Source organism: Tichowtungia aerotolerans (assembly GCF_009905215.1).
Lineage (GTDB): Bacteria > Verrucomicrobiota > Kiritimatiellia > Kiritimatiellales > Tichowtungiaceae > Tichowtungia > Tichowtungia aerotolerans.
Map to the genome: position 1 here is coordinate 480,463 of NZ_CP047593.1, position 22,327 is coordinate 502,789.

Here is a 22,327-nt window from a genome sequence, read left to right on the forward strand (position 1 = left end):
TTCTCCTTTTTATTGAATCGGTTTCCAACCACTGGAAAGCAGTTTTTTCATCCGTCCGACAACCGGCTCCATCTCCGAGTTGTCTGCAATATTACTATTTTCTTCCGGGTCTTCCTTCAGATCAAAAAGTGTATGGCCTTTAAAGTCACCGGCCGCATTGCACCACTCTGTGTAGCGGTAGCGGTCGTCCCGCACACTCATGCCCGCCTTGTCGCGGTCCGGCCGCACAAAGCAGCTGAAGACCGCTTTTTTCCAAGGCTTGAAAACATCGGAAAGCAGCGGCGTAAAGCTTCTTCCCTCCACATGTTCCGGGACCGGCAGACCGGCCAGCTCGCACAGCGTCGGATAAATATCAACCAGTTCGACCAGCGCATCGGCCTGCTCGCCGCCCTTCGAAACACGAGGATCAACCGCCATCAAGGTCGTGCGCAAAGACCGCTCAAAATTAGACTCCTTGCCCCACAGTGCATTCTCACCGAGATGCCAGCCGTGATCACCCCACAACACAATCACGGTATTCTCTGCCTGCCCGCTGCGCTCCAGCGCGTCGAGCAATTTTCCGATGTTGGCATCGCTAAAGCTGACGCAGGCGCGGTAAGCGCGAATCATTGTCCGGGCCAGATCATCACTCATTTTTTCAATCGGACGCGGAATCCCTTCATAACCGATCACCTCGGGTGAGTTGTGCATCGCGATGGCCGGTGTATTTTTCGGTGCGAACAGATTGTCCGCCAGTTCAATCTGATCCGCCGGATAGAGATCCCAGTATTTCTTCGGGGCATTGAACGGCAGGTGCGGCCGCCAGAATCCGACCGCAATGAAGAACGGCTGATCATCCGTTGCCGCAGTCTCAATGCGACGTACGGCTTCGGCAGCCATCAGACCATCCGGGTAGGCCTCATCCGGCACATCGGCGCATTCAAACGCCGGACCATAGCGTCCATTTTTCTTCCGGACCGCCTCATTCTCCGGCAGGTTGTAATGATTGTGCGACCAGGGTCCGCGCCATGGCGGAACGCTCCAGCCTTCCATGTTATCATCACGACTATGATAGATCTTTCCGAGCGACTGCGTTTTATAGCCGTTCTCTTTCAAGTACCGGGACAGCGTAAGCGTTCCCGGAGCGTCGGTATCAATATCCGGTTGACGACGATCAATAACGAACCGCTCGCGATTCGGACGCAACCCGCTCATCAAACTGGCGCGCGAGGGCCCGCACACCGCAAACTGGCAGTAGGCACGCTGAAAAACAGTTCCGCGGGCGGCCAACCGGTCAAAGTTCGGCGTCACCATCCCTTGCTCACCGAACAGGTTCAGTTCGGGCCGCAGGTCGTCCACGGCAATCATCAGAATATTCGGTTTATCTGCTGCCTGCACAGCAGCCGCAACACACACAACAGGAAGCATTTTTTTTATTTGCATAAGGCATCCGTCTTTGCGGTAAAGGTGGCAAGATATTTCGAATCCGCAAACGAGTCATCCGTTTCCGCCTGCCAGTTTTCCAGATTCGTTTTGAGCGTTTCAAAAACCTGTGCAACTTCCGGGTTTCCGACGAGGTTGACGCGCTCGAACGGATCTTTTTCCAGATCGTAGAGTTCATACTCCGGCGCATCGCGATAAGCGGCGTAGGCGGCGCGAATCTGCTCAGAAGACCCGCCGTAGAACCGGCCGGATTGATAAAATTCCGGATTCAAAACATTCCAGCTGGAACCGTTTTTAACTGCACCGGTTTCGGAGACCGCACGCACCGGGCCGATTCCAGTCAACGGGTTGATCCGCTCATGGAGCAGGTTATGAACCAGCTTGTAACGGGTATTGCGGATGGAGCGGCGAGGGTAAAAATGCTCTTTGCGGTGCGCCGTGTATTCCGCACAGACAAACTGCCGCCATGGCGGTTCTTTCCCTTCCAGCAGAGGAACAAGCGACTGACCCGACAGTTCTGTCCGGGGTTTAAAATCAACAAGCTCGGCAATGGTCGGAACGATGTCCACCGAAGAAATCAGCCGGTCGCAAACGCTGCCGCTCCGCCCCTTCGGCCAGCGCACGATAAACGGCACCTGCTCCCCGGCTTCATAGCAGGACACTTTGGCCCGGGTGAACGGAACGCCGTGATCTCCAAGAAAAACAACCAGCGTATTATCCGATAATCCGCGCTGCTCCAGCGTCTCCATCAGCAGGCCGATGCCGGTATCGAGACGCGCCACACAGTTGTAATAGGCAGCCACCTCAGCACGCAGTTCCGGTGTGTCTACTCCCATAAACTCAAACGGTTTAATATCATCCGGCCCCAAAGGCTTTTCCGGAAGACCGTCGCATTGATTGGATTCCGCATCATACGGGCGGTGCGGATCAAAGAGATTCACCATCAGAAAAAACGGCTTGGAGCCGACCGAATCGAGGAAGTGTTGAGTACTCCGGTTTACGTTGCGCACATGACGGGTGTCTTTTGCACTTTTGATTTCCCAGAAATCAAATGGAAATGCACTTTCCGGCCGCACATGAAGTTTGCCGATGATACCGGTATGATATCCCTCTTTCTTGAGCATAGCCGGCAGGGTTTCGATGCCGGGATGCATTTCATAATCGTTGGTTAATCCAAACTGTCCGTTCTGATGCGGATAGAGGCCGGTCAATATGGCACTGCGCGACGAGCTGCAGGAAGCCTGTGCAATATAGGCCTGAGTGAAACGCACTCCCTGCTCCGCCAGCCGGTCCAGATTCGGCGTACGGGCCAACTCATCGCCGTAACAGCCAACCTGAAGACCTTGATCATCTGTAGTGATCAGCAAAATATTCGGACGACTTGCTGCTGACACATAAAGCGACAAACAAATAACGGATAATGCTGAGAAGACCTTTTTCATAACGCTTTATTCTCCGAAGGAAAAGCGGTGTATTCCGTCAGATCGATCTGTTTGCCAGGCTCAGCCCATTCCACACCGAGTTCCGAAAAAAGCTTCATCTCACGGCTAGCCTGTTCCGCCATATTCAGAAACCCGGGAATGCAGCGAACCGGCCCCATCTCGTTAATCTCGGAAGAAACCGCGGACTCCGGAACGGCCGCCGGAACCCCGAACGATTCAAAGGCGCCATTCCATGCCAACATGTACGACCGGCATTCCTCCACGGTAATGAGAGGCCGCTCGTTGTTCGACAGACTCTTCACCAGAGTTTCAAGCATGATCAACCGATCGAGATCATTATTATTATCCGGCGTTTCAGCCTCTTCAATCCGGCCGTCTTTCCAACGGATGGAAAGCTGGAAATAATCGACCAGACAGATATCTGCGTTCTCGGTTTCAATCTCGCAGAAAATCGGAGTCATCTCCTTGGAACAAAGACTGGCACAATAAAAAACAGGCACACCGTCTTCCGTTTCGAGGCGCAGGCAGCTGGTATCTTCGCTTTCAATGTCGTTACCGTGATACAGCTCAGCCTGCACATTTACAGGAGTTGCCATACCGTCTTTCGGCGTCGCCAGATAGAGAGCTTCCGCCAGCAGATGCGCCAGCGGATTCCCGATGGTTCCATCAAGCACCCACTGCCCGTCCACCTTCAGTTTTCCGCTCCAGCTGCTGCGCGAAAAATACGATTCCGGACGCATCCATAACGCGCGGGCGCGAACCGATTTAACTGCACCGAACTCCCCGCCAGCCAATCGTTTTTTCAGATGCTGACTCATCGGGTTGAACAAATGCTGAAAATTAACAGCAATCCATTTGTCACTGCTTTGCTGCAGTTCGATCAGTCGGTCGACATCCTGAACGGTTGCTGCCGGCGGTTTCTCGAGCAGCACATGAAATCCTGCATCGATGGCCTTTTTGGTGTACTCGTAATGACTTTCAATACTGGTGGGAATGATAAGAGTCGGACATTCCTCCGGAGTCATTGTTTCGAGCAGTTCGTCGATATTTTCCAGAACCGCCACGCCCTGTGCTTTAAACTTACGGGCCGTGTCGCTGTCCGGTCGCCGGGTGGTTACAGCTACCAGTCGGCACAGACCGGGGAGGTCGGCAATCCGATCAATCAGATAACCGGCATATCCGCCGCACCCGACTATTGCAAGGTTCATTGTTTCGCAGGCAATATCCATCTTAAATCTCCAAAATACGGTTTTCATCTGCAGCCTGACGAGCCACCAGACAGGCACGACTGAGCGCCAGTGCATCATCGGTTCCAGTCAGTCCTTCGCGACCTTCTATGAAAGGAATAAAAAGTGATTCCGGATCATCGAGCGGCACCGATTGCGGCGCCGCGCTGTCTTTCAGCAAGGTAACGGTATTTTCGCTGGCGCGCGCTTCAACCACACCTTCGGTACCGACAATGCGCACCCAGTCGTCACCATGCGTCGTTGCGCTCATCGGACGGAAATAATCCACGCTGACCGTCGCCTGCGCACCGCCTTCGAGTTCAAAAATGCCGCAGCAGGTGTCCTCGCAGTCGGGGCGCGAAAGGTGAGTCTGATTGCGATGCAGAGCAGCAACCTGCACCGGCAGCAGACCGGTTGTGAACTGAATCATGTCGAGAGCATGAATACCAATCCACGGAAATGTTCCGCTGTAAACCTCACGTTTTCCGAACCATTCGGGCCGGGCTTTTTCGTCGCCGTATTTATAGGACTTGCGGGCATTCATCAAAACCGGACGGCCAACAGCTCCCTCTCGCACCAGACGACGGGCAGTCTGAAAAACGGCCATCGCACGCATGGAAAAGATCGCCATCAACCGCACATTGTTTTGTGCGACGGCCTCCGCAATGGCAGCGTTTTCTTCCAGCGTGGCGCCGAGCGGTTTTTCGGCAATGATATCGAGCCCCGCTTCGGCGGCGCGAACAACTCCGGCTGCGATATACCCCGGCTGTGTGCTGACAATCGCAATGTCGGGCTGAACGGCTTCAAGCATTTCATCGATGCTTCCAAACATTGGAAAACTTTCGGTCAGCGGCTGTCCGGCCAGGAAGCTCATGTCCTCTCCATCATACGCCGGGGCCGCGCCGCAAACCTGTGCACCATCGTATTTTTCCAAGGTTTGGAAAACTTCGAAAAAGTGTCCCCATCCGCCAATACATACAATCTTTCTCATAAAATCAGGCTCCTTCGCTAAGTGATTGATCAATGGAGCGTCGCCCGGCGCGGTTCATCAGCCAGCCAACCAGAAACACTCCGCCGGCCGTCAGCGCAATGACGATTCGTGCGTTCATCGGATTCGGGAAGAAAACAACCACAAAGAGCCCGACAGCGATGATCATCGCCATAGACCCAACCAATTTGAGTTGACGGACATCCTCGGACCCGACGTTTTCTTTTTCGGTATCCACCGGACGGTTCATCGTTTCATAAAACTCAGCGATACCGGCTCTGGCTTTTTCGCCGACAAACCGCCAGCAGAGCATCGAAAGGAAGAAGGATCCGGCACCGGCGAGTAATATTCCAAACACCCGAATCGACAGCGACCACTCGTTAACCAGAGCAACATAGCTGTAGCCCGCACCGCAAATGATAGAAACAACCGCAGACCAGCGCGGCGTCTTCTTTATCCAGTACATCAGCACAAACGGAATAGCGATCGGAAGGCCGATCACCGAGGAAAGAATCAGCATGAGATCGAACAGTGCAAACTGCTCCTGCCGTGCAAGGAAGAGCGCTCCGGCAGTCACTCCGGCTCCACACAGAACATTAAATGTCCGGGACGCGATGAAGAGCTCTTTTTCTCCGGCGTTTGGACGGAACAGCGGTTTATAAATATTCAGCGTGATAATACCGGCGTTCTGGTTAATCGCGGCATCCATACTCGAAAGTGTCGCTGCAAAAATCACCATTACCATCAGGCCGGCCAGACCGGCGGGAAGAACTTTCAGCCCCATCATCACATAGGCCGCATCCTGAGGATGTTTCAGTCCGGGCAGCAGTTCTGTCAGATTTGGAAAAAAGTGAGATGCCGCAATCGGCGGTATAAACCATACCACCGGACCAACCAGGAAAAGAAGCGATGCAAAATACGCCGCCTTTTTTGCGTTCTGTCCGTTCCGGACCGACAGGAACCGCGTCGAGCCCACGATGGAGTTGAAGATCATGAAAATCTGAGAAAAGTAGGCCAGCGCCCAAACCCATGTGTGCTCGTCGCTGAACAGATAAAATTTTGATGCGTCCACCTGCTCAACCATTCCGCTGAAACCGCCGATATGCGTCAAAGTCAGCACCGCGACCACAACCGAAAGCGCCATGAGAACAACGGACTGAAGAAAAGCGGAAGTCATCACTGCCCACGAGCCACTGAGCGTTGAATACAGCAGAATCACTGCACCGCTGATCAGAATGGTCAGCGACATCGGCACACCAAACGCCACGGAAAGGAACGTGGCCAGCCCCATCATCCAGATGGCTCCGCCGAACAGCATATTCGGAACCTGAATCCACAGAAAAAACTGTTCACCCAGACGTCCGAAACGGTTGAAAATAATCTGCGCCGGGGTCACCTGCCGTGTCTGCCGACATTTGGCGGCAATAAATTTTCCGGCAAACAGGTAGGCAATCACATTAAAGTAAAAAAGAAGCACGATCAGAATGCCATACTTATATGCAAAGCCGGCGGCCCCGGTAAATGTCCAGGCGCTGAACGATGACATGAAACAACCGGCCCCGGCCAGCCACCACGGAATTTTGTTACCGCCGATAAAGAAGTCCTTCGTTCCACCGCACAGTTTTTTGAGAATAAAACCGAGACTCGCCAACATCACAAGATAGGCGCCAATCACATAATAGTCGGCGGAACCGAAATGATACACGTATTCTGAAATTTCCATTCTGGCCTTTCCTCCTCATCAAAGAGGTTTTTTATCTGTCAGACCATGGAACCGCGAACGGGGAAGACCATCAAGTTTTCAGTATTTTACATCATTTTTCACAACGCCAAAAAACGAACGGGCTCTCTCAATATCAGCCAAGTGAAATAAGAGACGGAGAAATCAGAGTGCGCAGCCGGCGGCAGTCCGGATTCTGTATACGCCACGCCAGCTGCCCCACCCCAATCCGCCCAATCTGCTCAAAATGGACATCAATGGTTGCCGGATGCGGTTTGATCCCTTTTAAAAACGGCTGCTGATTATTGCAGCCAATAAGAACGGTTTTCCCGGGGACAATCAGTTTTTCCCGCACCATGGCCGGGTACAAAGCTGCCAATGAACGATCACAATCAACAAAAAAACCGTCCGGCCGAGGTCTCATTTGTTTAATTCCCTCTATGAGCTCATCCACATACACTTCTTCCGGATATAAAAACCCTTCGCCTCCAAGATTACCCGTAGCGGCTAATGCCTGCACAGGAACGTCAGCTTTTACTCCTGCGTACGCAAACCCCTCCTGCCGCAAAGCTGTCACACGATCCGTGCGCCCCAACTTAATAACCGCCGGATTCTTCGACTTATGCAATATCAGGTATTCCGCAGCGACCATTCCCACCTCGCGATGATCTGGCATCACGTGATCCCCCCAGGTTGGCGTCCACGGATTACTCATCAGCCAACAGCATGGTTTCTTTTTAAGGAAAGCCTGTGCCGATGGGTGAGGTGCATTCCCGACCAGAAGAAATCCGATAAAACCACCTGATGTCAGCTCTTCCGGAAGTTCTGATTCTGTGCTTACAACGAATTCACTCATAGAAACCTGCTGGGACTGACAGCCCTCATGCAACCCTTTTGAAAGCGCCAAATACGTTGAAGGAATCTGGGCACTGTAATGTGAGCGATCAAGGAAATTAATAATCGCCACCCTTTTCCGACGGCTGCACGATCCCGGCTTCGGGCCGGGCCGCCGTTCTGGGAGAGAATAGCCAAGCTTTTCAGCAGCACCCAAAACACGCTTGCGGGTATCCGGTTTTACGGAGGGGTTATCATTAAAAACCCGAGATGCCGTAGCAACCGAAACCCCTGCGGCCTTGGATACATCCGTAATAGAAACATTTTCTCCTGATCGACCTGCCATATCGCCTCCAGGCTTTATGAAAATAATCAATTTACGTAAAACTTATTATTTTACAAGCATAGAAGCCGCCAGATACAAAAAACGTCCGGAATCCCCGGGAATCTTTACACCCAACAATCGGAGCTGGAGCGCCATCAGCATCGAGGCGCTGGCTCTTCAGAATCATCTGCCACGCAAGATCAACAAGGCGATCAACGTCATCGTTGATACATGACAAAATCATAGCACAAGCATTTAAGCCAACACAGGACCTGCACATCCATTCTGCCGCAATGTTGGCCTGCTATACTGAACAATTGGCAAGCGAGACCCACTGCTGGATTGAAATCTGTTCCGGGCGGATTGCGGGGTCGATACCGGCATTTTCCAATCCCTGGAAAAATTCAGGCAGGTTTTTCCGAAGGTTGGAACCGATTTGCTTTCGTCGCTGCGTGAAGGCGGTTTTTACAAGTCGTTTGAACGCGGAATAGTCCGCAAGATCCGCGAGCGGCGTTTCGCGCTTTTCGAACCGAACGACTGCCGACCAGACTTTCGGTGCAGGCATAAAGCATTTCGGACTGACGTTTTTAATGTTTTTCACGTCATAGTTCAGCTGGCTCCAGATCGCCAGCGGACCGTAGGCTTTGCCGCCCGGTTGCGCCGTCAGACGGTCGGCGACTTCCTTCTGAACCATAAACACCATTTTTTCTGGCAGCGGCCGCGCTTCGAGCGCGTTGACAATAAAGCGGCTGCCGACTGAATACGGCAGGTTGGCCACGATCCTGTTCACGCCATCGACAAACAGCGCTTCAAGATCAACATTAAGAACATCGTCTTCCCGAAGTTCCAAACCTTGGAAAGTCCGCTTCAAATGCGCAACCATGGCCGGATCTTTTTCAATGGCAGTCAGCGGCGCACCGGTCGCCAGCAGCGCCTGCGTCAGCGCGCCGAGTCCCGGCCCGATTTCGAGCAGACGATCATTCTCAGAAATCTCCGCCGCATCCACGATGATACCGAGAATATTCCCGTCGATCAGATAGTTCTGGCCGAGACCTTTGTTCGGGCGGTGTCCGAGCGAATTGAGTAATTCGCGGATCACAGAAGGATTAGTCAGCTTGCCAACGGTCATTTTTTCACCAGTTGAATGGCGGCGTCAATCGCGGCGATCATGCTGCCGGGATCAGCTTGATTCTGTCCGGCAATGTTGAAAGCCGTACCGTGATCAGGCGATGTGCGAATAATCGGCAAGCCGACGGTCCAGTTTACGCCGCAGTCGAAGGCATGCATTTTAAGCGGGCCGAGGCCCTGATCATGATACATCGCTACCACAGCATCAAAATTTTTCTGCAACGCCTGATAGAAAATCACATCGGCGGGAACAGGGCCAATGGCGTTAAGGCCCTTGGCTTTTGCGGATTCGATGGAGGGCAAGATGATCCCGGCGTCTTCACTGCCGAGCGCGCCGCCGTCACCGGCATGCGGGTTGAGGCCGCAGACGCCGATGCGTCCGTTTTCAATGCCAAGTTGGCCGAGCGCTTCACCGGTCAGTTCGATGGCTTCGAGGATATTCTCTTTGTTGAGTGCGTCGGCGACGTCGCGCAGCGGAAGGTGGCGAGTGGCGAGCATGACACGAAGACCTTTGCCCATAAGCATCATGCCGTAGCGCCTGCAGCCGGTCATGGCGGCGATCATTTCGGTGTGGCCGGGCCAGTGGAGACCGGCCATCTTGAGTCCCTCCTTGCAGATGGGCGCGGTAACCATTGCGTCGATTTCACCGGCAAGGCAGCCCTGCACCGCTCGCTCGATGGCGGCGACTGCGGTCATGGACGCTTCGGCAGTGATTTTCCCAGGGATTGGAACCTCGTTGAGTCCTACTTTCCAAACTTCGGAGAAGGCATCTTCAATTTTTCCAAACATTGGAAAATTTTCGGGACCGATGAAGGTGAATTCGATGTCGTCTTTCCAAGGTTTGGAAGAAACGGCTTTGAGGGCGATCTCCGGACCAATGCCGTTAACGTCGCCGCAGGTAATGCCAATACGAATGCTCATGACAAATCAGTAGCGTTCCACATGATGGCTGGCGGAGAGACGTTTGATCAGACGGTCGTGAAGACGATCACGCTCTTTGGCCAGCAGGGTTTTACGGATGGATTCGCTGACATCTTCGAACGGGACATGGCCCTCTTCCTGCCGGCTTTCCACCTGAATGATATAGAATACTTTCTCCCCTTCGATCAGATCGCTGATTTGGCCTGCGGGGGTATCGCGCAGAGCGGGCCGCATTTCGACCTTTACATCGTTTGGGTCACGCCACGGGCTGAGAGAAGGATCACCTTCTGAAACCTCTTTGCCGACGGCTTCGAAATCGGCACCGGCCTGCAGTTTTTTGAGCGTATCTTCCGCCTGTTTACGTTTAACCTGCTGCTCCTCATCGGAAACACCTTTGTTGATGAGAATGTAGCGGTATTTGACGCGGAACGGGATGAAGAACTGTTCCTTTGAGCGTTCGTACTCAGCACGAACAGCTTCTTCACTGACATGGGCCTGCTGCATGACTTCCTGGTTATAGAAAACGCGCATAAGCAGTTTGTCGGCAATTTCCTGCCGCCACTCGTCAAAAGTCATCCGACGCTTAATGAGCGCTTTTGTGAGCAGCGCGCGGTCGCCTTCGAAACGATCGCGAATGATGGAGTCGACCTCCCCGTCAATCATCTCGTCCGGAAGGGTCAGTTTTTTGCGGGCGGCCTCTGCGTTGATAAGAGCTTCTTCGATCAATGCTTCCCGGCCTTCGATATAGAGGCGCTGCATCTGCCGGGCGAGTTCTTCGCCGCGATAACGCGATGCGAGCTGAGACAACACCGGCGCAACGTGCTCACGAATGTCGCCATAGGTGATGACATGATCGTCCACCCGGGCGGCATAGCCGTCGATGGCCGTAATCCGCGGCTCGGAGTTGGTCTGGGCGAGCACACCCGAAGCAATGGAAAGCAGTAAAATGATAAGTTTTTTCATAGAGTCGGCATTATGCGTAACCGACCGCAGTTGTGCAACGGCAAAGCGGCAATGAGGAACAGAATGAGACTCGATAATGAGCTGGAACCGGTATTTTCTGCTGTGCGCAACGTTATCAACGTGGCATCCTGCGCGGCTATGACAGACAACACCAGACAGAAAGCCGGCGTCACAGCTGTGGTGGGACGCACCAACGTCGGCAAATCGACATTGCTGAACGCACTGCTCGGCGAAAAAGTGAGTATCGTCAGCGACACCGTACAAACCACCCGAAATGTGATTCGTGCGATCCTGACAGAAGAGCGCGGACAAATTGTCTTCCTCGATACGCCCGGCATCCACAAGGCGGAAGGCGACCTCGGTAAAAACCTGAATAAAATGGCTCGTTCCGCCATCGGCGGAGCCGATTCCGTATTGCTCGTACTGGATGCCTCCGCCAAACCGTGGCAGGAAGATGAAGGATGGATGCGCCGGCTGATGAAGGATGAAACGCCCTGCGTAATCCTGCTGAACAAAATGGATCTCGGCGGAGATTTTGCCGAAGAGTATAAGAAAATCTGGAAGGATACTGCGGAAGAAAAAGGCGCGACCCTACCCCCCGTCTGGGTTGAAGGCTCTGCATTGAATGGAGATCAGCTGCCGGAACTGAGCGAAGCGCTTTTTGAACAAATTCCCGAAGGCCCGCTCCTGTTTCCTGAAGAAATCCTGACCGACTACCCACGCAAACTGAACATCAGCGATGTGATCCGCGAAAAATATTTTGACCGACTTCATGACGAACTGCCCCACTGCCTTGCCATCTGGGTGGAATCCATCGAGGAAACTCCAGCCAAGTGGAATATCCAGGCCGAGGTATATGTCGAGCGCCACTCACAGAAAGGCATCGTGATCGGCGAAAAAGGAAGACTCCTTAAAAGCGTGCAGTATCAGGCAGAAAAAGAGCTGCAGGAAATGTACGGCGTGCCGATCAAAGTACGCCTCTGGGTGAAAGTTGAAAAGGACTGGCGCAAAAACTTCTGGATCCTTAAGAAGCTGGGGTATGCGTAAATTACAATCTTGCAGCTGATCAGGCGGTTTTTCCGTTCTTCTTTTCCGGCTGGCCTCTGACTTCTGTCCAGTATTCCTCGCGAACATCTTCATCGATCTCGACAGGAATTCTTTCGCCATACAACCTGTCAGCGCCATCTTTCCGACAACCGGATATCCAGTATTCATTACCGGTATCCACATCAAAATAATTCGACTTAAATCCCTGTCCTTTTAAGGACTGGAACGTCTGGCCCTGATAGTAAAGACTTTTCCCTGTCTTGAAGAAAGTAACGCGACCGATCCTGGCAGAACCGGAAAGCCCCTCACTTTTACCTTCAATATACATAACACGGGATTTCATGATATTGATTCTCTCCTACCGACCTTAAGAAAAAGCCGCCCCGGAACCGGAGCGGCTTTTACGTTCGAGATGTGATGAGGTTATTCCTTGTTAAAGAGACCGCCGATCCCTTTTTTGATGGCGTCGGTGGCGCCTTTGGCGGCGTCCGTTGCGGCTCCGCCCACATCCTTCATGGTTTCGCCGGCAGCTCCGCTGACGTTTTTCATCGCATCACCCGCGATATCTGCTCCCGCAGCAACGGCCTTGGTGACCGCGTCCCTGACGGATCCAAAGACTTCAGAAACCACTTCAGCCGGAGAGGCGCCGCCGGAGTCTTTTCCGATATCCGTCATTTGAATGGCCGGCAGCGGCAGGGTCATTTTTTTACCGCCAAGAGCAGTAATGGTGACATTGACTTTTGCATTGTTAAGCTGAAAATCTTCGATAACCACTTTTTTGGAGGAGCCCTTTTCCTTCTTGGGCTCTTCAGCAATCTCTTCTTTCGGTTCGCCTGTTTCTTCCGGGGTCAGGTTTTTCTGCAGTTCAGCAAGGTTGCTGGACTTCAGGCTTTTTTCATAAGTGATTTCCGGAGCATCGATCAGGATCTCGTTGATCACAACGGTGTCGCTCATGAGTGATGCAAGAGAGATGTTCAGTTTGAATTCACCCAGTTCCATGGCGCTCGGGGTTTTAAAACCTTCCGGGTTTCCGATCACCAACGCTTTCACATGAACCAGACCCGTCAAGGGATTGACGCGTACTTTTTCCACAGTCATGGGGACCCCGGCCACTTTCGGCCCAACGGTCTCAATTCCAGCTTTGATAATGTTTCCGAGAAACAACATGACACCTACAAGTAAAACAACAATCACAATTCCAATGATCGACAGAATTTTCTTCATACACGCCTCCTTTTCTTTACAAGGTGATTCTGGACCGCACACATGGAGCGCTCAAGCATCATTTCATGCAAATTATCTGTGATACACCTCCGGAAAGAATTCGCATCCGCCACATGACGGCGCGCTTGTATACACTTCTGCGGGTTTGATACGGTGGATCCAAGTCTGACAGCCGGATGAAACCACTACACAAAAAACCATCGAAGAAGCAGGCCGACCATCCTGCCAAACAAAAGGCGGGCCTGCTTTGGTATATCATCGGCATGGTCATCATCCTAACGATCTATCGTCTTCTGATCTCCGTGGTTACCCATCTGAGGCTGTTTCAGGACATTACCGACTACCAGCGCCACACACAGGGGCTCGCCACGTTCCTGCTCGTGCTGATGATGGGACTGCTTTGGATGGCATACCGACAGTGGCAGAACATTATCCACGAACGGGATCAGCTGGAAACCATTCTGGCAAGTATTGGTCCGGACATGATTCTTGCCGTTGACCACAACGACCGGATTCTGCGCTGCGGCGGTGCCGTGGAACAGATGTCCGGCTACACACCGGACGAACTGATCGGCAAGAAGGCCGGACTGCTGTATCACGACCGTCGCATTGACGGACAGGGTTATGAAATCCAGTCGGCACTCGAGCAAACCGGGTTTTATATGGGCTACACCACCGGCCGAACCAGAAACGGCGAAGACTATCTTCTGGAAATGCAGACCTCCCGGTTAACCAGCCAGGCCGGCGGCGCCGTCGTGATTCTCCGCAATCTGGACGAAAGGCAGCGGGCCCGGGTCCAACTGCAGCGCCGCATCCGCATGGAAGAAACTTTTGCTGCGATATCCACCGAGTTTCTGCAAACGGAGCCGAAACAATTCGGAAAAGCCTGTCTAACAGCTCTCCAGAAAACCGCAGAGATTTTCGGCTATGAATTCGCCAGTGCCGGTTTTTTCGATATGCAAAGCGGTGAGCTCCGCAACATCTGGACCTGGCCGCCAAACCAGGAAATCCTGGATCCGGCGTTCAATACATCTCTCGCAGAAGCCGCCATTGCCTCCGCTGACACCAAGGGCCGAATTGCATACCGATTCCCCGAAGACTCCGACCGTGCACCCGCTCCGCTGGAAGACCTGCACACAAACTGGAAAATCCGCGCCATGGTTCTCTCTCCCATGAAACTGCAGGATCGGCAATTCGGATTTCTGGCTCTATTCTCGAAAGAACGCAATCTGCGGCGCTGGACCCCGGAAGATACCACCGTACTGCAGGCACTCACCAGCACGTTCATGGCGGGCGAGCTCAGCATTCATTCGCGCAGGCGGTTTCAAACCGGCTCCGAATAGCAGAAAGCACTCCGGAATTCCGGAGTGCTTTCTGACACAAACATTAAGCCGGGCAAGCATGCCCGGCTCAAGTTCCTTAGCCGGCGATCGCAGCCTGGGCCGCCGCCAGGCGGGCAATCGGCACACGGAACGGCGAACAGCTGACGTAGTTGAGACCTGCTTTGCAGCAGAACTTCACGCTGGCCGGATCACCGCCATGCTCCCCGCAGATACCGCACTTAAGGTCCGGACGGGTTGAACGACCGCGTTCCACACCCATCTGAACTAGCTGGCCGACACCGTTTCTGTCGAGATGCTGGAAGGGATCGGTCGGCAGGATTTTTTCCTGCAGGTAGTCCGGCAGGAAGGTGCCGATATCATCGCGGCTGTAACCGAATGTCATCTGAGTGAGGTCGTTGGTTCCGAAGCTGAAGAATTCAGCGGTCTCGGCGATCTCATCGGCAGTCAGCGCAGCACGCGGAATTTCGATCATCGTTCCGATCATGTACTTCAGGGCCACGCCGGATTTTTTGATGATCTCTTCCGCCGTTTCGCGGGCGATTTTTTCGAGATAGTCGAGCTCGGCCTTGGTGCCGACGAGCGGAATCATGATTTCCGGAAGCACTTTAACTTTCTTCTTGGCTTTGGAAACTTTGCAGGCGGCCGCGATAATTGCGGTGGTCTGCATCACACACAGCTCCGGGAACGTTACCGACAGACGGCAGCCGCGGTGCCCGAGCATCGGGTTGAACTCGTGCAGCTGTTTCACACGGTCAGCAACTTTCTTGGCCGATACCCCAAGGCGTTTGGCCATTTCCTGCTGATCCTTCTTGGTGTGCGGCACAAACTCATGCAGCGGCGGGTCGAGAAGGCGAACCGTTACCGGCAGGCCGTCCATGGCTTTGAAGATTCCTTCAAAGTCCTTCTGCTGATGTTTCAGCAGTTTGGCCAGAGCGGCCTTGCGGCCGGCTTCGTCTTCGGCAAGGATGAATTCGCGAATCGCCCAGATGCGGTCGCCTTCGAAGAACATGTGTTCTGTACGGCAAAGACCGATTCCCTCCGCACCGAATGCGCGGGCAGCCGCGGCATCCTTCGGTGTATCGGCGTTGGTGCGGACATTGATCTTGCGGTTGTTGTCCGACCATTTGGAAACCAGATCGTACATTTTATAGATCGGGTCTTTCTTTGCGGCAGCCGTACCATCGACCACCCCGGCCACAACCGGGCTGACCTGTGTGGCAATCTGGCCTTCATAGACTTTTCCGGTCGAACCGTTAAGGCTCAGCCAGTCTCCGGCCTTATACGTTTTCTTGCCAACCGTAATGACTTTCTTTTTGTAATCGATACCGAGCTCTCCGGCACCGCAGATGCAGCATTTACCCCATCCGCGAGCGACAACCGCGGCATGAGAAGTCATGCCGCCGGTCGAGGTCAGCACTCCCTGAGCGGCCCACATCCCGCCGACATCTTCGGGGCTGGTGTCCTGGCGCACCAGAATCACTTTGGCTTGCGGATCTTTTTTGACTGCCGCCTCTGCGTCTTTGGCCTCGAAAACAATCTGTCCGACTGCGGCTCCCGGACCGGCCGGAAGAGCCGTGGTGATCAGCTTTGCTTTTTTCTCAGCCGCGATGTCAAAGACCGGGAACAGCAGCTGTTCGAGATCGTCTCCGGACAGAGTGGTCAGCGCCTCCTTCTGATTCAGAATTTTTGGAAGTTTTTCGCCGGTGTACATATCTTCGCCGGTCGCCATTTCAACCGCCCAGCGGACTCCAGCCAGACCGGTGCGTTTGGCATTACGGGTCTGGAGCATCCAGAGCTTTCCTTCCTGCACAGTAAACTCAACGTCCTGCGGATATTTGTAATGCTTCTCGAGGCGCGACATGATTTTCATCAGGTCGGCATGGGCTTTTTTCCAAACCTTGGAATTTTCCGAAGGCATGTCCTTGAGGTCTTTCGGCGTACGGATTCCGGCCACGACGTCTTCGCCCTGAGCATTGATGAGATATTCCCCCATCGGCTTGCTGTCCCCGGTTCCGCCGTCGCGGGTAAAGGCCACGCCGGTTCCGGATTCATCCCCCATGTTTCCGAAAACCATGGTGCAGACATTCACAGCGGTTCCGAGCAGACCGGTAATTTTGTTGATCTGGCGGTATTTCTCGGCGCGCTCAGAATTCCACGAACCAAACACCGCGCGGATGGCGAGATCGAGCTGCTGCATGGGATCCTGCGGGAACGGTTTTTTAACCTTTTCGAGATACACTTTTTTGTAGACCTCAACGAGCTCCTTGAGCTGTTCTGCTGTCAGTTCCGTGTCGTCTGTGGCTTTGTATTTCTTTTTGATCTTCTCGAGTTCAATTTCGAAGTCGTGATGAGTCAGCCCGGTGTACGGCCCCATAACCACATCACCGAACATGTCGATGAAACGACGGTAGCAGTCCCACGCCGTGCGCTCGTTTCCGGTCTGTTTAATGAACCCGTGAACGGACTTGTCGGTCAGCCCGAGATTGAGAACGGTGTCCATCATGCCCGGCATGGAAATCGCAGCACCGGAACGAACAGAGACCAAAAGCGGATCATCGGCATCACCCAGTTTTTTGCCCATCATTTGTTCGAGTTTGGCCAGCGTTTTCTTGAGTTGGTCTTCCATCCCCTGAGGATAGCGGCCACCGTTTTTGCTGTAGCATGCACAGGCTTCGGTCGAAACCGTAAAGCCGGGAGGAACCGGGATGTTGGCATTGGCCATCTCAGCCAGATTGGCGCCTTTGCCACCCAGCAGAGCTTTCATGGAGGTATCGCCTTCGGTGTGCTCTTTACCGAAACCGTAGAAATACACATACTTCTTATTGTTCGCCATCAGGGTCTCCTTGCTTTACGCACCGTTCATCAGCGCGCTGTTTTTTTAACTAAACAAAATTACGCGGCATGCTATCAGAGCAATTGGGGGTGTCAAGCCGTGGGAGGATACCGGCCAAAACACAAGCTATTCGAAAGCTCTTTCTGCCGAATCCGGCGTGCCGTCACCCGGACGGTCCGCCTTCGGATAGGCAAATTCAAACGCGCCCATATCCACCCGGGCGTGCCCGTTGTTATTGCCATCGAGGACTCGCGGACGTCCATTGATGTCCGCCACTAAAAAAGTATCGGTGCCATGATCAATCGCCGGGGAAGCATAATGCAGAGAAAACACTCCGGTGTCCGTATTCAGGAATCCCGGATCGCCATCAATATTCCCCTCCCCGTCCGGCTTCGGCCAGCTGCTCGAAAACGTCATTTCCGTGCTGTAATAATTGTGATGCGTCTGCAGCGCCTGGTTGTGCTGAATAATCGAATTAACCGCTGCGCCGAACGACGTTCCACCGCCCATAATCTCCGCGCGGTTCTGCGCCACCGTGCAATTGAACAGCTCACTGCGCTGAGCTCCGCCTCCGAAACGACCGGCGCGGTTATAGGCCAGCAGACAGTCGCCCAGCCGCGCGTGACTCGCCGCGCCGCCCGAACGCCGCGCCGTATTTTCCTTAAAGGTGCAGCGCATTGCCGTTCCGCCGTACATCCCGCCGCCGTACCACAGCGCCGTATTGCTCACCACCATGCAGTCCGTAATCGTTCCGCCCGGCTCACTCCAGACCCCGCCGCCGGACAGATCCTTAAACTTGTTTCCTTCCGGCCCCACCCGGCAGGTCTCGCCGCCGGAAATGGTAAAACCGATCACTTCGGCACCGTTGGTTAAATAAAGACAGCGCGTCGACGGCCCGCCCATCAGAAACGTTTGGTTCGCACCCGCCTCACTGCGGATCGTCAGCGGCTTATCCACCACCAGCCGCGTTGCGGGACCGTCCTGATCCACCTGACGACCGCCCATGTTATAAACGCCCGGCGCCACTACGATTTCGTCGCCGGGATTCGCCGCGTCCACAATCAGCTGAAGCGGCTTCGGTTCGTTTTTCGAAACATAAACAGTATTCGGTTCCGCCACCTGCTCAGCGCAAACCGCAGCAGCCATCGGCAGCAGCAAACAAACTATCCACTTCATGGTTTTTGAACTCCGTCTCCAAAAATTGATTGGAAAAATCTCTACCGGATTTTTTCGACCATTGGAAAATTATTCTTCGGCGGACCGCCCGCCGCCGGGATTTGTGTAAGGATTCACTTCGATCGTGATGTGATCGAGGTGATGAATTCCTTTCAGCTTTGCTTTAAAACAGTCCGGCGAGCGGACTTCGCGGGTAACCAGCGAAACGATCACCGCATAAGCGGACGGTCCGACTTTCCAGATATGCAGGTCGGCCACCCGCGCATCGCCGTCTTTTTCGATCCGTTCCAGCACCTCTTGCCGAACAGATTTTTCGGCACTGCTGTCGAGCAGGATCGGCGCAGTCTCGCACAGCAGTCCATATGCCCACCTGGCAATCACCGCCGAGCCGACTATTCCGACAAAGGCGTCGAGACGGTTCCAGCCAAAGTACTTTCCGAACAGCAACGCAACGATGGCCAGCACGGACGTCAGAGCATCAGCCAGCACATGCATATAGGCCGCTTTCAGGTTGTGATCATGTTCATGATGATGGTGTCCGTGATCATGATGATGTTCGTGCGGCGTTTTCAGGATGAATACGCTGGCGGCATTAACGGCAAGGCCGAGCGCGGCGACACCGAGCGCTTCATTGAACCGAATCTCTTCCGGATGGATCAGCCGCTGGAGCGATTCCATCAGCATGGTCAACGCGACCACCGCCAAAGCAACGGCACTGGCGAAGCCGCCGAGCACGCCGAACTTGCCGGTTCCGAAGCTGAAGGCCGGGTCGCGGGCGTGTTTTTCTGCGTAATGATAGGCGGCCAGCACAATGATAAAGGCCACAGCGTGAGTGCTCATATGCCAGCCGTCAGCGAGCAGCGCCATGGAACCGAAAACCGTCCCGGCGGCAATCTCAATAACCATGACGACAAGCGTTACAACCAGTACAATCCACGACCGCTTCCGGCCCTGCTCGTGCAGCGTCAGGTAATCATGCTCATGCCTGAACGGATCCGTATTCATTTCGACACCTTAAAAATCAATGCATCCTCGCGTCGCACTTCAACACATCCTTTGCATTTGGAACATTTGGTGCTGAGCCGCTCAATGCGCCCCTTCTTCTCAAGGGTTCCTAACATTCCTTCCATCGCGGCAATCTCCGAATGAAAGTGCTGAGCAATTTCCTTAAGCGACATTGCCCCGCGCTCTTCGAGCAACTTGAGTATTTCGGTCAGCATTGCAAACACCTTTCTGTCGGCTGCACTCATCGGGAAAAGAGCGGCGCTGATTGTTTCCGGTTAATGAACCTGTATTTTCTGAGCCGCTTCTTTGGCAATGATATAGCGGCTTTCTCCTGCAGCAACCACCATGTTGGCATCGCGCGGCCGGTTTTTCAGAACAGTCACAAAGGCTCCGCTGAACAGTCCCATTTCAAGAGTTTTCCGGTCCTTATTGGAAACCACCACCACGTTGGCGCCCTGCGCAAAATCGCTGAGCGGATGAGCACAGCAGATTCCTCCCTGATCTCCGGGCTGACGGCCGCAGCGCTGCTGGCATTCCCGGCGTCTAAAACGTCTAAACATCAGTTTATCCTTTTTTTTGAAATCAGTTTAAGCAGTCCGGCAAAGGCAAACATGGCAAGAAGAATACCGCCGCACCAAAAGACGGACGACACCGGATGAGCCACGGCAGTGGCGGTCTGGTAAAACAGGACCGCAAACATCCACGCGAGAGCCGTCAGATAAAACACGCTGAAGAACATCCAGTTCCATCCGGTCTCGCGTTGGATAGCTGCAACAGCGGCAACACACGGCATATAGATAAGCACAAACAGCAGATAGGCAAAGGCTCCGGCCCTGCCGTCGAATGCGGCCAGCATGGAGGCTTCAGGATCCGCGCCATCCGCACCATAAAAAGTATTGAGCGTTCCGACCACCAGCTCTTTGCCGAAGATTCCGGTAACAAGCCCGAGGGTCGCCGGCCAGTTTTCATCGGTGATGCCCATGGGGTGGAAAACCGGTGTAATAACACGACTGGCTGCGCTGAGCACGGACTTGTCACTTTCCTGATTCCCAAAAGAGCCGTCGGTTCCAATGGACCAGAGAAAACTGAGGATCAGCACCAGCACCAGAATAATTTTACCGGCACGAAGAATAAACTCCTTCAGCCGTTCCCATGTGTGATAGGAAATCGCTGCCAGCCGCGGCACATGATACGGAGGCAGTTCCATCACAAAGGTGGACGCTTCCCCTTTCAGAATCGTGCGGCGGAACAGCAGGCCGCTGCCGATCGCCAGAAGGATGCCGGTCAGGTACAGCGAAAAGATCACCGCTCCGCCCTGTTCCGGGAAAAAGATTCCGGCAAAAAGAGCATACACCGGCAGGCGCGCACCGCAGGACATAAACGGGTTGAGCAGAACAGTCAGCGTACGATCACGCTGATTATCCAGCGTTCTGGCGGCCATAATGCCGGGCACATTGCAGCCGAAACCGACCAGCATGGGAATAAACGCTTTGCCGGGCAGACCGATCGCCCGCAGGCTTCGGTCCATCACAAAAGCAGCCCGCGCCATATACCCCGACTCTTCCAGAAGCGACAAACAAAGGAACATAAAGAAGATCGGCGGAATAAAAGTGGCCACCGTCTGGATACCTCCGCCGAGTCCGTCAGCCAGCAAGACGCTCAGCCACATCGGCGAACCGATTCCTTCCAGCCAGCCACCGAGACCGTCTACAAGCACCGCACCGAAAACACCGTCAATCCAGTCGATGATCGGGCCCGACAGGTTGATGGTGATGGAAAACACGGCGTACATGATCGTCAGGAAAAGAGGAATGCCGAGTGCACGGCTCAGCACGATGCGGTCGATGGCATCCGACATCCGTTTGCGCATCTCGCCGGTTCGTTTAACCACGTCCAAAGCCAGTCCGTGGACAAAACCGTAGCGGCCGTCGGCCATCACAATTTCAATGTCTTCGCCGATGTGTTTTTCCACCCGATCAATCTGAACCGCTCGCAGTTCATCGCAAACCCCGATCGTCAAATCCTCCGCCACGTGATCGCGTTCCAGCAGCTTCACCGCCAGCCAGCGGGCCGACACATCAACCCGTTTTGCCGCCTCGGTAACCTCGGGCATCAGCTCATCAATTGCTTTCTCTACAACAGCATCGTACTGCACATGTGTTTTGCTGATCGGCTTTTCGGCGGCCGTTTTTTTGATGACCTGCTGGAGTCCGCCGACGTCATCTTTGCGAATCGCTTCCACCTGCAGCACCGGACAGTCCAGATGTTTCTGGAGATGGCTGATCTGCACTTCAATATGCCGCTTTTTAGCGAGTCCGGCCATATTGACCACAACGACAAGCGGCACGCGCATTTCCAGCAGCTGAGCCGTAAGGTACAGGCTGCGCTCGACGTTGCGCGCATCAATAACGTTTACGATCGCATCGGGCTTTTCTTTCAGGATGTAATCACGGGCGGCCACTTCATCGAGAGAACCGGCAGAAAAAGAGTAAATACCAGGCAAATCGACGACCCGGTAATCGGCATCCTCAAAGGCGTATCCGCCCTCCAGATGCTCCACGGTCACCCCCGGCCAGTTACCCACCCTCTCACGAGAGCTGGTCAGAGCATTAAACAGCGTGGTTTTCCCACAATTGGGATTCCCCGCCAGAGCTATTGTAAAATTTTTCATGTCCCCAAAAAAAGTATCCAGAGAATGATAAGCACCTCCTAAAACTCTGCGAGAATAAA

The 22,327-nt window shown here is 53.8% G+C and carries 20 protein-coding genes; 3 read left to right on the forward strand and 17 right to left on the reverse strand.

Going from position 1 to position 22,327, the window contains the following annotated elements:
- Positions 1-9 precede the first annotated feature (9 nt).
- From GT409_RS02015 to GT409_RS02040, 6 genes are all read right to left on the reverse strand, one after another.
- Positions 10-1,422, reverse strand: a complete 1,413-nt coding sequence (locus GT409_RS02015) for a sulfatase (RefSeq protein WP_160626445.1) — start codon at positions 1,420-1,422, stop codon at positions 10-12.
- Positions 1,413-2,864: a sulfatase family protein gene (locus GT409_RS02020; RefSeq protein ID WP_160626447.1), complete on the reverse strand. Its 1,452-nt coding sequence runs from the start codon at positions 2,862-2,864 to the stop codon at positions 1,413-1,415. Before GT409_RS02020 ends, GT409_RS02015 begins: the two co-directional genes overlap by 10 nt.
- Entirely contained in the window at positions 2,861-4,093 is a 1,233-nt protein-coding gene (locus tag GT409_RS02025; RefSeq protein ID WP_160626449.1) for a Gfo/Idh/MocA family protein, read from the reverse strand. Before GT409_RS02025 ends, GT409_RS02020 begins: the two co-directional genes overlap by 4 nt.
- A 1-nt stretch (position 4,094) precedes the next feature.
- Positions 4,095-5,081, reverse strand: a complete 987-nt coding sequence (locus GT409_RS02030) for a Gfo/Idh/MocA family protein (RefSeq protein ID WP_160626451.1) — start codon at positions 5,079-5,081, stop codon at positions 4,095-4,097.
- A 4-nt stretch (positions 5,082-5,085) separates the two neighbouring features.
- A complete protein-coding gene (locus GT409_RS02035; RefSeq protein WP_160626453.1) occupies positions 5,086-6,801 on the reverse strand; it encodes a sodium:solute symporter family transporter in 1,716 nt (571 codons plus the stop codon).
- Positions 6,802-6,934: 133 nt separating this feature from the next.
- Entirely contained in the window at positions 6,935-7,978 is a 1,044-nt protein-coding gene (locus GT409_RS02040) for a LacI family DNA-binding transcriptional regulator (RefSeq protein ID WP_160626455.1), read from the reverse strand.
- Positions 7,979-7,994: 16 nt separating this feature from the next.
- On the opposite strand from GT409_RS02040, the gene GT409_RS02045 reads away from it, so the two are divergent.
- Complete coding sequence (locus GT409_RS02045) at positions 7,995-8,192, forward strand: hypothetical protein (protein WP_160626457.1); 198 nt, start codon at positions 7,995-7,997, stop codon at positions 8,190-8,192.
- A 69-nt stretch (positions 8,193-8,261) separates the two neighbouring features.
- On the opposite strand, the gene rsmA is transcribed toward GT409_RS02045, so the two are convergent.
- Genes rsmA through GT409_RS02060 form a run of 3 tightly spaced genes read right to left on the reverse strand, consistent with a single transcriptional unit; the run spans position 8,262 to position 11,128 of the window.
- Positions 8,262-9,086, reverse strand: a complete 825-nt coding sequence (rsmA, locus tag GT409_RS02050; protein ID WP_160626459.1) for a 16S rRNA (adenine(1518)-N(6)/adenine(1519)-N(6))-dimethyltransferase RsmA — start codon at positions 9,084-9,086, stop codon at positions 8,262-8,264.
- On the reverse strand, positions 9,083-10,006 hold the full coding sequence (gene pdxA, locus GT409_RS02055; RefSeq protein WP_160626461.1) for a 4-hydroxythreonine-4-phosphate dehydrogenase PdxA: 924 nt from the start codon (positions 10,004-10,006) through the stop codon (positions 9,083-9,085). The genes rsmA and pdxA overlap by 4 nt, the downstream gene beginning before the upstream one ends.
- 6 nt (positions 10,007-10,012) lie before the next feature.
- Entirely contained in the window at positions 10,013-11,128 is a 1,116-nt protein-coding gene (locus tag GT409_RS02060; protein WP_408647957.1) for a peptidylprolyl isomerase, read from the reverse strand.
- On the opposite strand from GT409_RS02060, the gene era reads away from it, so the two are divergent.
- On the forward strand, positions 11,033-12,016 hold the full coding sequence (era, locus tag GT409_RS02065) for a GTPase Era (protein WP_160626465.1): 984 nt from the start codon (positions 11,033-11,035) through the stop codon (positions 12,014-12,016). The genes GT409_RS02060 and era overlap by 96 nt on opposite strands.
- Positions 12,017-12,035: 19 nt before the next feature.
- Here the strand turns inward: era and GT409_RS02070 are convergent, their stop codons facing one another.
- Positions 12,036-12,359 carry a 1-deoxy-D-xylulose-5-phosphate synthase gene (locus GT409_RS02070; RefSeq protein WP_160626467.1) on the reverse strand — a complete coding sequence of 108 codons (324 nt, stop codon included), beginning with the start codon at positions 12,357-12,359 and terminating at the stop codon, positions 12,036-12,038.
- A gap of 80 nt (positions 12,360-12,439) precedes the next feature.
- Positions 12,440-13,240 (reverse strand): DUF748 domain-containing protein, encoded by an 801-nt coding sequence (locus GT409_RS02075; protein WP_160626469.1) that lies wholly within the window; start codon positions 13,238-13,240, stop codon positions 12,440-12,442.
- Between the two features lie 176 nt (positions 13,241-13,416).
- On the opposite strand from GT409_RS02075, the gene GT409_RS02080 reads away from it, so the two are divergent.
- Entirely contained in the window at positions 13,417-14,583 is a 1,167-nt protein-coding gene (locus GT409_RS02080; RefSeq protein WP_160626471.1) for a PAS domain S-box protein, read from the forward strand.
- Positions 14,584-14,659: 76 nt separating this feature from the next.
- Here the strand turns inward: GT409_RS02080 and ppdK are convergent, their stop codons facing one another.
- The 6 genes from ppdK to feoB all read right to left on the reverse strand — a co-directional run bounded on the left by ppdK (position 14,660) and on the right by feoB (position 22,268).
- Positions 14,660-17,416 (reverse strand): pyruvate, phosphate dikinase, encoded by a 2,757-nt coding sequence (ppdK, locus tag GT409_RS02085; protein WP_160626473.1) that lies wholly within the window; start codon positions 17,414-17,416, stop codon positions 14,660-14,662.
- Positions 17,417-17,542: 126 nt separating this feature from the next.
- Positions 17,543-18,592: a choice-of-anchor Q domain-containing protein gene (locus tag GT409_RS02090; protein WP_160626475.1), complete on the reverse strand. Its 1,050-nt coding sequence runs from the start codon at positions 18,590-18,592 to the stop codon at positions 17,543-17,545.
- A gap of 69 nt (positions 18,593-18,661) precedes the next feature.
- Positions 18,662-19,597 (reverse strand): CDF family Co(II)/Ni(II) efflux transporter DmeF, encoded by a 936-nt coding sequence (gene dmeF / locus GT409_RS02095; RefSeq protein WP_160626477.1) that lies wholly within the window; start codon positions 19,595-19,597, stop codon positions 18,662-18,664.
- Positions 19,594-19,812, reverse strand: a complete 219-nt coding sequence (locus tag GT409_RS02100) for a FeoC-like transcriptional regulator (protein WP_160626479.1) — start codon at positions 19,810-19,812, stop codon at positions 19,594-19,596. The genes dmeF and GT409_RS02100 overlap by 4 nt, the downstream gene beginning before the upstream one ends.
- A 60-nt stretch (positions 19,813-19,872) precedes the next feature.
- Positions 19,873-20,157 (reverse strand): FeoA family protein, encoded by a 285-nt coding sequence (locus GT409_RS02105; RefSeq protein ID WP_160626481.1) that lies wholly within the window; start codon positions 20,155-20,157, stop codon positions 19,873-19,875.
- Positions 20,157-22,268, reverse strand: a complete 2,112-nt coding sequence (feoB, locus tag GT409_RS02110; protein ID WP_160626483.1) for a ferrous iron transport protein B — start codon at positions 22,266-22,268, stop codon at positions 20,157-20,159. Before feoB ends, GT409_RS02105 begins: the two co-directional genes overlap by 1 nt.
- Positions 22,269-22,327: the final 59 nt, after the last annotated feature.

What these genes read in the sequence shown, in the direction of transcription:
- GT409_RS02020 (WP_160626447.1), bottom strand. Translation starts at nt 2,864, where the DNA reads ATGAAAAAGGTCTTCTCAGCATTATCCGTTATTTGTTTGTCGCTTTAT.
- GT409_RS02100 (WP_160626479.1), bottom strand. Translation starts at nt 19,812, where the DNA reads ATGCTGACCGAAATACTCAAGTTGCTCGAAGAGCGCGGGGCAATGTCG.
- GT409_RS02025 (WP_160626449.1), bottom strand. Translation starts at nt 4,093, where the DNA reads ATGGATATTGCCTGCGAAACAATGAACCTTGCAATAGTCGGGTGCGGC.
- GT409_RS02090 (WP_160626475.1), bottom strand. Translation starts at nt 18,592, where the DNA reads ATGAAGTGGATAGTTTGTTTGCTGCTGCCGATGGCTGCTGCGGTTTGC.
- dmeF (WP_160626477.1), bottom strand. Translation starts at nt 19,597, where the DNA reads ATGAATACGGATCCGTTCAGGCATGAGCATGATTACCTGACGCTGCAC.
- feoB (WP_160626483.1), bottom strand. Translation starts at nt 22,268, where the DNA reads ATGAAAAATTTTACAATAGCTCTGGCGGGGAATCCCAATTGTGGGAAA.
- era (WP_160626465.1), top strand. Translation starts at nt 11,033, where the DNA reads ATGAGACTCGATAATGAGCTGGAACCGGTATTTTCTGCTGTGCGCAAC.
- rsmA (WP_160626459.1), bottom strand. Translation starts at nt 9,086, where the DNA reads ATGACCGTTGGCAAGCTGACTAATCCTTCTGTGATCCGCGAATTACTC.
- GT409_RS02070 (WP_160626467.1), bottom strand. Translation starts at nt 12,359, where the DNA reads ATGAAATCCCGTGTTATGTATATTGAAGGTAAAAGTGAGGGGCTTTCC.
- GT409_RS02080 (WP_160626471.1), top strand. Translation starts at nt 13,417, where the DNA reads ATGAAACCACTACACAAAAAACCATCGAAGAAGCAGGCCGACCATCCT.
- GT409_RS02045 (WP_160626457.1), top strand. Translation starts at nt 7,995, where the DNA reads ATGAAAATAATCAATTTACGTAAAACTTATTATTTTACAAGCATAGAA.
- GT409_RS02075 (WP_160626469.1), bottom strand. Translation starts at nt 13,240, where the DNA reads ATGAAGAAAATTCTGTCGATCATTGGAATTGTGATTGTTGTTTTACTT.
- GT409_RS02105 (WP_160626481.1), bottom strand. Translation starts at nt 20,157, where the DNA reads ATGTTTAGACGTTTTAGACGCCGGGAATGCCAGCAGCGCTGCGGCCGT.
- GT409_RS02015 (WP_160626445.1), bottom strand. Translation starts at nt 1,422, where the DNA reads ATGCAAATAAAAAAAATGCTTCCTGTTGTGTGTGTTGCGGCTGCTGTG.
- pdxA (WP_160626461.1), bottom strand. Translation starts at nt 10,006, where the DNA reads ATGAGCATTCGTATTGGCATTACCTGCGGCGACGTTAACGGCATTGGT.
- GT409_RS02030 (WP_160626451.1), bottom strand. Translation starts at nt 5,081, where the DNA reads ATGAGAAAGATTGTATGTATTGGCGGATGGGGACACTTTTTCGAAGTT.
- GT409_RS02040 (WP_160626455.1), bottom strand. Translation starts at nt 7,978, where the DNA reads ATGGCAGGTCGATCAGGAGAAAATGTTTCTATTACGGATGTATCCAAG.
- GT409_RS02035 (WP_160626453.1), bottom strand. Translation starts at nt 6,801, where the DNA reads ATGGAAATTTCAGAATACGTGTATCATTTCGGTTCCGCCGACTATTAT.
- ppdK (WP_160626473.1), bottom strand. Translation starts at nt 17,416, where the DNA reads ATGGCGAACAATAAGAAGTATGTGTATTTCTACGGTTTCGGTAAAGAG.